The 12,518-nt window shown below is 36.6% G+C and carries 6 protein-coding genes and 3 tRNA genes; 5 read left to right on the top strand and 4 right to left on the bottom strand.

Annotated features, from left to right (window positions below; translation table 11 throughout):
* Positions 1 to 1,292: 1,292 nt before the first annotated feature.
* Both rimK and ACIQ1E_RS11680 read right to left on the bottom strand, forming a co-directional pair.
* A complete protein-coding gene (gene rimK / locus ACIQ1E_RS11685) occupies positions 1,293 to 2,663 on the bottom strand; it encodes a 30S ribosomal protein S6--L-glutamate ligase (RefSeq protein ID WP_396171484.1) in 1,371 nt (456 codons plus the stop codon).
* 260 nt (positions 2,664 to 2,923) lie between these two features.
* The gene (locus ACIQ1E_RS11680; protein WP_396171483.1) at positions 2,924 to 5,470 is read right to left on the bottom strand and encodes an ATP-dependent Clp protease ATP-binding subunit; all 2,547 of its coding nucleotides are present in this window, start codon (positions 5,468 to 5,470) and stop codon (positions 2,924 to 2,926) included.
* A gap of 260 nt (positions 5,471 to 5,730) precedes the next feature.
* Here ACIQ1E_RS11680 and gyrA point away from each other — a divergent pair, with 260 nt between their 5' ends.
* Entirely contained in the window at positions 5,731 to 8,382 is a 2,652-nt protein-coding gene (gyrA, locus tag ACIQ1E_RS11675; RefSeq protein WP_396171482.1) for a DNA gyrase subunit A, read from the top strand.
* Between the two features lie 96 nt (positions 8,383 to 8,478).
* On the top strand, positions 8,479 to 9,765 hold the full coding sequence (locus ACIQ1E_RS11670) for a tetratricopeptide repeat protein (protein WP_396171481.1): 1,287 nt from the start codon (positions 8,479 to 8,481) through the stop codon (positions 9,763 to 9,765).
* 55 nt (positions 9,766 to 9,820) lie between these two features.
* Here ACIQ1E_RS11670 and ACIQ1E_RS11665 read toward each other — a convergent pair whose 3' ends face one another.
* Both ACIQ1E_RS11665 and ACIQ1E_RS11660 read right to left on the bottom strand, forming a co-directional pair.
* Positions 9,821 to 10,582: an NlpC/P60 family protein gene (locus ACIQ1E_RS11665; protein ID WP_396171480.1), complete on the bottom strand. Its 762-nt coding sequence runs from the start codon at positions 10,580 to 10,582 to the stop codon at positions 9,821 to 9,823.
* A 163-nt stretch (positions 10,583 to 10,745) separates the two neighbouring features.
* Positions 10,746 to 11,924, bottom strand: coding sequence for an acetyl-CoA C-acyltransferase (locus tag ACIQ1E_RS11660; protein ID WP_396171479.1), 1,179 nt, complete (start codon positions 11,922 to 11,924; stop codon positions 10,746 to 10,748).
* 298 nt (positions 11,925 to 12,222) lie between these two features.
* On the opposite strand from ACIQ1E_RS11660, the gene ACIQ1E_RS11655 reads away from it, so the two are divergent.
* The 3 genes from ACIQ1E_RS11655 (at position 12,223) to ACIQ1E_RS11645 (ending at position 12,515) form a co-directional block, all read left to right on the top strand.
* Positions 12,223 to 12,309: transfer RNA gene (locus ACIQ1E_RS11655), tRNA-Ser, on the top strand.
* 13 nt (positions 12,310 to 12,322) lie between these two features.
* Positions 12,323 to 12,397 (top strand) — tRNA-Pro (locus ACIQ1E_RS11650).
* 44 nt (positions 12,398 to 12,441) lie between these two features.
* Positions 12,442 to 12,515, top strand: a tRNA-Arg gene (locus ACIQ1E_RS11645).
* Positions 12,516 to 12,518: the final 3 nt, after the last annotated feature.

Below are 12,518 nucleotides of genomic sequence, written 5' to 3'. Positions count from 1 at the left end.
TTTTTACCCACACGTCTCTTCGAGTGATTTTTATAGTAATGCGCCAGCTTTACGATAAAAATTGTATCGAGAAGTTTTTAGTAAGGGTTCTCGATACAATTTTTAAAGCAATACTTTTCTTTAATAACTTAACTTTTATTTGGCTTTAAAAATCACTCGAACTGACGTACTATTAACGTTATTCTTTACCCACACGTCTCTTCGAGTGATTTTTATAGTAATGCGCCAGCTTTACGATAAAAATTATATCGAGAAGTTTTTAGTAGGGGTTCTCGATACAATTTTAAAGCAATAGTTTTCTTTAATAATTCAACTTTTATTTGGCTTTAAAAATCACTCGAACTGATGTACTATTAACGTTATTCTTTACCCACACGTCTCTTCGAGTGATTTTTATAGTAATGCGCCAGCTTTACGATAAAAATTGTATCGAGAAGTTTTTAGTAAGGGTTCTCGATACAATTTTTAAAGCAATACTTTTCTTTAATAATTCAACTTTTATTTGGCTTTAAAAATCACTCGAACTGATGTACTATTAACGTTATTTTTTACCCACACGTCTCTTCGAGTGATTTTTATAGTAATGCACCAGCTTTACGATAAAAATTGTATCGAGAAGTTTTTAGTAAGGGTTCTCGATACAATTTTTAAAGCAATACTTTTCTTTAATAATTCAACTTTTATTTGGCTTTAAAAATCACTCGAACTGACGTACTATTAACGTTATTCTTTACCCACACGTCTCTTCGAGTGATTTTTATAGTAATGCGCCAGCTTTACGATAAAAATTATATCGAGAAGTTTTTAGTAAGGGTTCTCGATACAATTTTTAAAGCAATACTTTTCTTTAATAATTCAACTTTTATTTGGCTTTAAAAATCACTCGAACTGATGTACTATTAACGTTATTTTTTACCCACACGTCTCTTCGAGTGATTTTTATAGTAATGCGCCAGCTTTACGATAAAAATTATATCGAGAAGTTTTTAGTAAGGGTTCTCGATACAATTTTTAAAGCAATAGTTTTCTTTAATAATTCAACTTTTATTTGGCTTTAAAAATCACTCGAACTGACGTACTATTAACGTTATTCTTTACCCACACGTCTCTTCGAGTGATTTTTATAGTAATGCGCCAGCTTTACGATAAAAATTGTATCGAGAAGTTTTTAGGAAGCATTTTGGATACAACATAACTAAAAGTGTTAGATCGAACTGACGCATAAAGTTAACTTAATTGTTTTTAGTAAATATCAAGCCAAAGCAATAGGAGTCACCAACCAGAACAACAGATTACCTCAATTTAAAATTCTTTTCAATAGCCAAAATCATTTCACCTGCAATATCTTTATTGGTAGCGCCTTCGATACCTTCAAGGCCCGGCGAGGAGTTAACTTCGAGTAATAAAGGCCCTTTCGAAGAGCGAATAATATCTACTCCTGCCACTTTCAAATCCATTGCTTTGGCAGCTCGTATGGCTATTTTTTTCTCATCTGGCGTTGGTTTTATCACCGAAGCTGTGCCCCCCAAATGAATATTGGCTCTAAATTCTCCTGGCATCGCTTCTCTTTGAATAGTAGCAACCACCTTGCCATCGACTACAAACAAACGCAAATCTTTTCCGTTGGCTTCTTTAATGAATTCTTGTACCAAAATATTAGCATTCAAGCTTTTGAAAGCATTGATAACACTTTCGGCGGCTTTTTTGGTTTCAGCCAAAACGACTCCCTTGCCTTGAGTTCCTTCGAGTAATTTTACGATCAATGGTGGTCCGCCAACCATAGTTATCAAATCATTGGTGTCTAAAGGAGAATTGGCAAAACCAGTGGTAGGAATATCAATTCCGCTTTGCAAAAGTAGCTGTAAAGAGAATAATTTATCTCGCGATTGGGTAATCGCAGTCGAAGAATTCAAACAAAAAACATTTAATGCCTCAAATTGACGGGTTAGAGCGCAGCCATAAAAAGTAATACTAGGACGAATTCTAGGAATTATGGCATCAAATTGATTAAGTATGATTCCTCCGCGATAATGAATTTCAGGTTTTTTAGCATCCAGTTTCATATAGCATTCTTTGATGTTCAAAAAGTGCATTTCGTGACCGCGCATTTCACCCGCTTCCATTATTCGTTTGTTGCTGTATAATTCGGGGTTGCTTGCCAGTAATCCGATGCGCAAACCCGAACTTATTTTATTGGCATTTTTATAAACTTCTTTTAGATTGTCAATCGATGGTTGTCCCAATAGGTATTGTTGCTCTGGATCGACCAAAACTCTTCCGCTCATCGCTTCGCGACCCAATAACATTCGGAAACCCATAGAATCGCGATTGGTCAAGGTCATTTCGATCACCCATTTCGAATCGCCAATGTCTAGTGTGGTTTGAATCACATAGCGTTGTTCTCTAAAACCACTAGAACTTTTTACGACTCTTTTATCGACCAAAGGTGCCTCGCAATGAATAATGGTTTTGACATTGTTCTGTATGGGATTGATGTCAAATTTGACCCAGTTTTGACCTTCTTTTTTGAAAGGTGCGATATTGATAGCATGTAAAGCCGATGTTTTCGCACCGGAATCGACTCTGGCTTTAATAGAGGGAATACCTAATTCAGGTAAAGTACACCATTCTTCGCTGCCTAAAATTATTTTGCTTTGTAACATAAATGAGTTTTGTGAGGAACTTAATCAATCGTAAAGATAGATTGAAATAAGTAGTTTGGATGTTAAATTGGGGTTAAATCAATGTAAATAGGGCTGCAATGATTTTAGAAGACAGCTCATTGAGGTCGTGGTAGGTTTGAGAAAAAAGTAAAAAAAAGCTTTCAACTTTGTAATATAAAAAGCCACGAATTACATATAGTTCACAAATTAATTAGTGAAATTAATGTATTTCGTGGCTGATAATTAGCTTTAAAACTAAATTAGCTTGTTGGCTCTTCTGTTTTTTGAATTTTAACGGTCAATTCTTGCGAAGTCTCGTCTTCTAAATCCATAAAAATTTCATCACCAGCACCTACTTTAGAAGTAATGATTTCCTCCGCCAGAGCATCTTCGACATACTTTTGAATGGCTCTTTTCAGCGGTCTTGCGCCAAATTGTCTGTCGAATCCTTTGTCTGCGATGAAGGCTTTGGCTCTATCAGAAAGGTTTAGTACATATCCTAAATCTTTGATGCGAGCGTATAATTTTTCTAATTCGATTTCGATAATCAAATTGATGTCTTCTTTTTCTAAAGCATTGAATACGATTACATCATCAATTCTATTGAGGAATTCCGGCGCAAAGGTTTTTTTCAAAGCATTTTCGATAATGCTTTTCGAATTGTCATCGGCTTGAGCTACTTTGGCAGCTGTGCCAAAACCTACACCTTGTCCAAAATCCTTCAATTGGCGTGCTCCCACGTTCGAAGTCATAATGATAATCGTGTTTTTGAAATCGATTTTACGTCCCAAACTATCAGTTAAATAACCGTCGTCCAGTACTTGAAGCATCATATTGAAAACATCAGGATGCGCTTTTTCGATTTCGTCTAGAAGAACTACGCAATAGGGTTTGCGGCGCACTTTCTCGGTGAGTTGTCCGCCTTCTTCATAACCTACATATCCCGGAGGTGCTCCAATCAATCTCGAAATAGCGAATTTTTCCATATATTCGCTCATATCAATTCGGATTAAGGCTTCTTCTGAATCGAATAACTCTCTTGCCAAAACTTTGGCCAATTGTGTTTTTCCAACTCCAGTTTGTCCTAAGAAAATGAACGAACCAATTGGTCGGTTCGGGTCTTTCAATCCAGCACGATTTCTTTGAATGGCACGAGCAATTTTAACAACTGCTTCTTTTTGACCAATGACTTTATTCTCGATCAATTGCGGTAGAATAGCAAGTTTATTGCTTTCGGTTTGTGCAATTCTATTAACAGGAATTCCAGTCATCATCGAAACGACATCGGCCACATTGTCTTCGGTAACCTCGATACGATTGCTTTTCGATTCTTCTTCCCATTGTTCTTGGGCGATAGCCAAATCTTTTTCGAGACGCTTTTCATCGTCGCGAAGTTTGGCAGCTTCCTCGTATTTTTGTTTTTTGACCACCGCATTTTTCAATTCGCGTACATCTTCCAAGAGTTTTTCTAATTCCAAAATTTGTACTGGAACTTCGATATTGGTGATATGAACTCTCGATCCCGCTTCGTCCAGAGCATCGATGGCTTTGTCCGGCAAGAAACGCTCAGACATGTATCTATTGGTCAATTTGACACAAGCTTCTATAGCTTCAGGGCTATAAGTTACATTGTGATGATCTTCATATTTATCTTTGATGTTGTTCAAGATGGTAATCGTCTCCTCGACAGAAGTCGGTTCAATGATTACTTTTTGGAAACGTCTTTCGAGCGCTCCATCTTTTTCGATATACTGACGGTATTCGTCTAGGGTTGTGGCGCCAATACATTGTATATCACCTCTTGCTAATGCTGGTTTAAACATATTGGAAGCGTCAAGCGAACCTGTTGCTCCACCAGCACCAACAATGGTGTGAATTTCGTCAATGAAAAGGATAATGTCATCATTTTTTTCCAATTCATTCATCACGGCTTTCATACGTTCTTCAAACTGTCCGCGGTATTTTGTACCAGCAACAAGACTAGCCAAATCAAGGGTTACGACTCTTTTGTTGAACAGTATTCTAGAAACTTTCTTTTGAATGATGCGCAAAGCCAAACCTTCGGCAATGGCTGATTTCCCAACACCAGGTTCTCCAATTAATAGCGGATTGTTCTTTTTGCGTCGGCTTAAAATTTGAGATACACGTTCAATTTCTTTTTCGCGACCTACAACAGGGTCTAATTTTCCTTCTTCGGCCATTTCAGTTAAATCTCTACCAAAATTGTCTAGAACGGGGGTTTTAGATTTTTTGTTTGATTTATTGGCCGGATTGTTAAAATTCCCTTCTTTTAGACTGTCATCTTGTCCTGAATCATCGTTGTAGGCGTCATTGCGGGGTAAGTTTTCGATAAAATTTTCTTCGGATGGTGTCATGTTTATATATTGTTCTTTGGCTATATCATAATCAATGCTGAGTTTATTCAATAGCTTTGTTGTGGGGTCGTTTTCGTTTCTTAGAATGCACAATAGTAAATGGGCTGTGCTAATTGAGGTACTGTGAAATACTTTTGCTTCTAAAAAAGTAGTTTTCAAAGCACGCTCTGCTTGTCGGGTCAGATGAAGGTTCTTTTTTTCGTTGTTAGCATCCATTGTTGGGCTTGCTGGACTTAGAACCTCCACTTTTCTACGCAAAAGATTTAAATCAATTGATAGATTGTTCAATATATTAATTGCTTTGCCGTTGCCGTCCCTCAATATTCCGAGCATAAGATGTTCAGTGCCAATGAAATCGTGACCCAAACGCAAGGCTTCTTCTTTGCTATAAGTAATAACATCTTTTACTCTTGGCGAAAAATTATCATCCATATTATCTCGTATTTCTATTGTAAAATTAGTGAATTGTTGTTTGTAAAACAAAAATTATACCTAGTTCTAGGTTCTGTTTGCTAATTGACAAAAAAAAGAACAGAAAAACGTTAAAACTTATATAATTTATTAACCAAAAAACAAGAACATTTTGTTAATAAATCATTGAAATAAGTATCGAAAAGTTTGCGTGAAAACATCGGAATGCCGTATATTAGCACGTTTTGAAATTAAAATAAATTTATTAAATATTACAACTTATGTCTGAAGGAGAAAAGTTAATTCCTATTAACATTGAAGATGAAATGAAATCAGCTTACATCGATTATTCGATGTCAGTAATTGTGTCAAGAGCACTTCCTGATGTTAGAGATGGCTTGAAACCAGTACATCGAAGAGTACTTTACGGAATGTATGATTTAGGAGTAACGTCAAAATCTGCCCATAAAAAATCTGCCAGAATTGTCGGTGAAGTTTTAGGTAAGTATCACCCACACGGAGATACTTCGGTTTACGATGCGATGGTTCGTATGGCTCAAGAATGGAGTTTACGCTATTTATTAGTCGATGGTCAAGGTAACTTTGGGTCTGTCGATGGTGATAGTCCAGCTGCAATGCGTTATACCGAAGCTAGAATGCGCAAAATTTCGGAAGAAATAATGGCTGATATCGAAAAAGAAACAGTTGACTTTCAATTGAACTTTGACGATACTTTGTATGAGCCAAAAGTAATGCCAACAAGAGTTCCAACATTGTTGATCAATGGTGCAACAGGAATTGCGGTAGGTATGGCAACCAATATGCCGCCACATAATCTTACTGAGGTGATCAACGGAACATTGGCTTTTATAGATAATAATGAGATCGAAATAGACGAGTTGATCACGCATATCAAGGCGCCAGATTTCCCAACTGGAGGTACAATTTATGGTTACGAAGGAGTTCGTGAAGCCTTCAAAACGGGTAGAGGACGTATTGTAATGCGTGCTAAAGTGGGTTTTGAAGAAGTAGATGGCAGAGAATGTATCATCGTAACTGAAATTCCATACCAAGTCAATAAAGCCGATATGATCAAGCGTACTGCTGATTTGGTCAATGAGAAAAAAATAGATGGTATTGCTAATATTCGAGACGAATCGGATAGAAACGGAATGCGTATCGTGTACATCTTGAAACGTGATGCGACGCCAAATGTGGTGTTGAATACGCTTTATAAATACACGCAATTGCAATCTTCGTTTAGTGTAAATAATATTGCCTTGGTAAATGGACGTCCGCAAATGTTGAATCTGAAAGATATGATTCATTATTTTGTAGAGCACCGTCACGATGTGGTCATTCGCAGAACCCGTTTCGAATTGCGTAAAGCCGAAGAAAGAGCCCATATATTAGAAGGATTGATTATTGCTTCTGACAATATTGATGAAGTTATTGCTTTGATCAGAAGTTCGAAAAATACCGATGAGGCTAGAGAGAAATTAATCGAAAGATTCCAATTATCCGACATTCAAGCTCGCGCCATTGTCGAAATGCGTTTGCGTCAATTAACAGGTCTTGAACAAGACAAGTTAAGAGCGGAATACGAGGAATTGATGAAGTTAATCGAACATTTGAAAGCTTTGTTAGAAGATGTGAATTTGAGAACTGCCTTAATCAAAGAAGAGTTAATCGAGATTCGTGATAAGTACGGAGATGCTCGTCGTTCTATGATTGAATATTCAGGTGGTGATGTAAGTATCGAAGATTTAATTGCTGATGAAAATGTAGTAATTACAATATCTCACGCAGGCTATATCAAACGTACTAATTTGTCAGAGTACAAAACTCAAAATAGAGGTGGAGTTGGACAAAAAAGTGCTGGAACAAGAGATCAGGATTTCCTTGAGAATATGTTCGTAGCAACCAATCACCAATATATGATGTTCTTTACCCAAAAGGGAAAATGTTTCTGGATGCGTGTTTATGAAATCCCTGAAGGAAGCAAAACTGCGAAAGGTAGAGCTATTCAAAACTTGGTAAACATCGAGAGTGATGATAAAGTAAAAGCATTTATCTGTACCCAAGACCTAAAAGATCAAGACTACATCAAGAGTCACAACTTGGTTATGGTAACCAAACAAGGTCAAGTTAAGAAAACATCTTTGGAGAAATATTCTCGTCCGAGAGTCAATGGTGTTGCAGCTATTACTATCAAGGAAGGCGACGAATTATTAGAAGCAAAATTAACCAATGGAGAAAGTCAGATTATTTTGGCTGTAAAATCAGGTAAATTAGTGCGTTTCGAAGAAACCAAAACTCGTCCTATGGGCAGAACTGCCTCCGGAGTTCGTGGAATTTCATTAAAAGATGAAACAGACGAAGTTATTGGTATGGTGACTGTGGATAAAGACGATATCAACGATTCACAGATTTTAGTGGTAACTGAAAACGGTTATGGTAAACGCACCAAATTGGTTGACGAAGACGGTGAAGACGTGTACAGAATTACCAATCGGGGTGGAAAAGGGGTTAAAACTTTGAACATCACTGAAAAAACAGGAAAACTAATTTCAATTAGTGCCGTAACGGACGCTGATGATTTGATGATTATTAATAAATCTGGATTAACCATTAGAATGGCTGTCGAAGACTTAAGGGTTATGGGACGTGCTACTCAAGGGGTTAAATTAATCAATCTTAAAGGGTCTGATTCAATCGCTGCGGTAACTAAAGTAATGAAAGATGATGTTGCCGAAGTAATTGTTGATGAAGACGGAAACGTTATCGAAGCTGAAGGAATCGAACGTGTGAAACCGGTTCTTGAAGTGCTCGAAGATGATGGAGTTGCAGATGACGATGATGATGATGCAGACGATGAAATCGTTGAAGACGAAGAGGATGATGCAGAGGACGAGGACGAAACAGATAATTAAAAAAACAAACAACCTAAAACATTTATTAGATATGATTTTTATCATAAATAGTAAATGTTTTTCTTAGTAATTTTGCATAAATTTAAAACAAAAATCATGAAAGGTAAATATGTAATTCTAGCGTCAGCATTATTGATTTCAGTAATTGCTTTTGCTCAAAAAGATCAAATCAAAGCCGCTGAAAAAGCATTAAAAGGCGGAAATCCTGCAGCGGCAGTTTCGGCTTTAAACGGAGTTGAATCATTATTGGCAAATGTAGATGCTTCTGAAAAAGCACACTTCTATTTTGTAAACGGAAATGCTCATTTGGAATTAGCTAATAAAAAAGTGGATGAGTCCAAAAATTTATTGACAGCTGCTAAATCATTCCAGGATTTACTAGCTACAGAAAAAGCATCTGGAAAAGATAAATATACTGCACAAGCTGCTGCATCTATTGTAACCATCAAACGAAACTTGTTGAACAGTGCTGTAGACGATACAAAAGCCAATAGAGACCTTGAAGGAGCAAAGAAATTGTATGATGTATATTTGTTAGACAAAAAAGATACAATCAATTTGTACTATGCTGCTTCTACCTATGTAAACGCTAAGGATTATACAACAGCTTTACAATGTTATTCTGAATTGAAAGCATTAAACTTTTCTGGAAAAGGAACAACTTATTTGGCAGTAAATAAATTGACTAGTGAAGAAGATGTATTTAATACTGCAAAAGAAAGAGATGTAGCTGTAAAATTGGGAACTCACGAAAAACCAAAAGCTGAAAAGATACCTTCGAAAAGAGGTGAAATCTATAAAAATATCGCCTTGATTTTAGTGGATCAAGGAAAAATAGAAGAAGCTAAAAAAGCTATTGCTGATGCAAGAAAAGCAAATCCAGAAGACAGCACTTTGCTTCTTACTGAAGCTAACTTGTATTTGGAAACAAAAGATTATGATACTTACAAAAAATTGGTAGCTGAAGCTTTAGAAAAAAATCCAAACGATGCAGATTTATTGTTTAATTTAGGTGTGCTTAGTGCCAACGCGAAAAACCCTGCTGATGCGGAGAAATATTACAAAAAAGTAATAGAAATTAACCCTAAATATACTAACGCCTATATTAACTTAGCTGCTTTGAAGTTGGAAAACGAAAAACCAATTATTGACGAAATGAACAAATTGGGAACATCTACCAAGGATATGAAAAGATATGAAGTCTTGAAAACTCAAAGAGAAGATTTGTTCAGAAGTACTATTCCGTATCTTCAAAAAGCAGTGGAGTTAGAACCGACTAATATTGATGTTGCTAAAACACTTATGAACGTGTATAGTGCATTAGAAATGACTGCTGAATACAAAGAGTTGAAAGCAAAAGTAAAAGTACTAGAAGCGAAATAAAGTCTAGTATAAAAAATTGAAATCCGTCTTAATATTGCTATTGAGACGGATTTTTTTATATAATTTTTTTGATTACTCTAAGTTTGTGGGTGTGTTTGTTCACTTCGGCATTGAAAATACCAAGATGATCTAAGCGGTCGATTCTTATTTTTCCACTGGCGTGAATGATGTAATTATCTTCCATAATGATACCTACGTGAATAATAGTGCCTTCTTCATTATCGAAGAAAGCCAAATCTCCAGGTTCGCTTTCTTCAATAAAACTCAAAGCTTCCCCTTGTAGGGCTTGTTGCGAAGCGTCACGCAATAACTTATAACCGTTTAGTTTGTAGACCATTTGAGTAAAACCCGAACAATCTATTCCAAAAGGCGTTTTTCCTCCCCAAAGATAAGGAGCGTTGAGGTACATAAAAGCCGTGTTGATAATAGATACTTTCGATTTAATCCCGCTGATTCTTGTTCCTTCAAAATTAAAGTTGGCATTATTAATGTCAGCATGAGACAAAAAAGACAAAGACGAACCTAGCGGAATGGGAAGCAATAAATTATTTGGACCTGTAATATATTCCAATAAATCCGCATTCAAAACAATCACATCTTGCGATAATTGGTGAAATTCCGATTCTGAAATAAGTTGGTATTGTTTCGAATCTACCCAACCCTCATAATCATCGAACTGTAATTTTATTTTAGACCATTGATTGTATTGTTCTATGATTTCAAAATGTTCGCCAAATAAAACTTGAGAAACAATTTCGCTTCTATCGCTATGGTCAAATCGAAGGGGGATTATGGCAAGATTACAAATTCCGAACATTTAAACTATTTTAGGTTTTACTGTTTTTGTTTTTTTGGAGCTTTTTATTGCATCAGTTCGCTTCGCTCGTGTCCTGCTGTTCATTGCAATCTTTTTATTTTTAGAGAAAAAGTAAAAACGGATTTACACTTCCATCAGGGCTATGATTTATGCTAGTATTAATTTAATACTTTTCGATTACAATTGCCGACGCGCCTCCGCCACCATTGCAAATTGCGGCCGCACCAATTTTACCATTATTTTGTTCTAAAACATTTAATAAGGTAACAATAATTCGAGCACCTGAACAACCCAACGGATGACCTAATGAAACCGCACCTCCATTGACATTAACTTTGGAATCATCAAGTCCAAGTATTTTCGAATTGGCTAGGCCTACAACAGCAAAAGCCTCATTAAATTCAAAATAATCTACATCTTCTATTGAAATACTTGCTTTTTTCAAAGCTTTCGGAATGGCTAGAGCTGGGCTCGTAGTAAACCATTTTGGTTCTTGAGCAGCATCGGCATAACTTTTTATATACGCTAAGGGTTTTAGTCCTAATGAAATTGCCTTTTCTTCACTCATCAAAATCATTGCTGCCGCACCATCGTTGATTGTAGATGCATTGGCTGCTGTTACAGTTCCATCCTTTGTAAACACTGCATTCAATGATGGGATTTTATCAAGATTGACATTTGTATATTCTTCGTCTTTTGAAACAATAACTGGTTCACCTCTCCTTTGAGGTACGGCAACAGCTACTATTTCAGCATCAAATTTTCCTTCTTCCCACGCTTTTGCAGAACGTGTATAGGACTGAATTGCGAACGCATCTTGCTCTTCACGACTAATATTATACTCAGTTGCACATAAGTCAGCACAAACACCCATAGCATTGTTGTCGTAAGCGTCAGTCAGTCCATCTTTCTGCATTCCGTCAACCATTGTGGCGGGGCCAAATTTATTGCCATTTCTCAAATGCATATAATGTGGAATCAAACTCATGTTTTCCATTCCTCCAGCAACTACAATTTCGGCATCACCACATTGTATGGCTTGAGCTCCCATCATCACCGATTTCATTCCAGAGGCACATACTTTATTTACAGTCGTACAAGCGACAGTATGAGGTAAACCAGCAAAAATGGCCGCTTGTCTAGCAGGAGCTTGACCTGATCCAGCTTGAATTACCTGACCCATAAAAACTTCATCGACTAAATTTCCATCCAATTGTATGCTGTCTAGTGCGCCTTTTATAGCGATGGCGCCTAATTTAGGGGCAGAAACAGAGGATAATCCTCCCATGAAGCTTCCAATTGGAGTTCTGACTGCTGAAACTATTACAACTTTTTTGATCATAATGGGTTGAATTCATTGTTGAAGTTGCGAATTTAATCATTTTGTGTAAATACCAAATTACAATTTTGATAATATTACACATTTGATAATTATTTTTGAATAATAATTTATTTTGATTGTACTTTGCGGTTGTTATTAACTAACTAGAAAATGCTATTTTATTAAGCTATACATTTGATTGTTAATGATTTTAATTTAACATTAAAAAAACATTTAAAAAAATGGGGCAATTACTTGTGAAATATAGAATAGAAAGTTACATTTGCAACCGCTTAAAAGGAATATAAGTTCTTATATTGGAGAGTTGCCTGAGTGGCCGAAAGGACATGTTTGCTAAACATGCGTATGGGAAACTGTACCAAGGGTTCGAATCCCTTACTCTCCGCTTTTTTTGCACTCGGGGTGTAGCGTAGCTCGGTTATCGCGCCTGCTTTGGGAGCAGGAGGCCGCAGGTTCGAATCCTGCCACCCCGACTGATTGTTAAATTTTTCCTTTAGGAGTTGATTTAATCATCAATGGACGCATAGCTCAGCTGGATAGAGCACCTGCCTTCTAAGCAGGCGGTCGAAGGTTCGAATCCTTCTGCGTTCACTT

The organism is Flavobacterium sp. (genome assembly GCF_044348915.1).
Classification (GTDB): domain Bacteria; phylum Bacteroidota; class Bacteroidia; order Flavobacteriales; family Flavobacteriaceae; genus Flavobacterium.
Note: the sequence above shows the minus strand (reverse complement) of the source record. Positions and strands in the feature narration are given on the sequence as shown.

Coding starts and splice junctions, on each gene's coding strand:
- gyrA (WP_396171482.1), top strand. CDS start 5,731: ATGTCTGAAGGAGAAAAGTTAATTCCTATTAACATTGAAGATGAAATG.
- ACIQ1E_RS11665 (WP_396171480.1), bottom strand. CDS start 10,582: ATGTTCGGAATTTGTAATCTTGCCATAATCCCCCTTCGATTTGACCAT.
- rimK (WP_396171484.1), bottom strand. CDS start 2,663: ATGTTACAAAGCAAAATAATTTTAGGCAGCGAAGAATGGTGTACTTTA.
- ACIQ1E_RS11670 (WP_396171481.1), top strand. CDS start 8,479: ATGAAAGGTAAATATGTAATTCTAGCGTCAGCATTATTGATTTCAGTA.
- ACIQ1E_RS11680 (WP_396171483.1), bottom strand. CDS start 5,470: ATGGATGATAATTTTTCGCCAAGAGTAAAAGATGTTATTACTTATAGC.
- ACIQ1E_RS11660 (WP_396171479.1), bottom strand. CDS start 11,924: ATGATCAAAAAAGTTGTAATAGTTTCAGCAGTCAGAACTCCAATTGGA.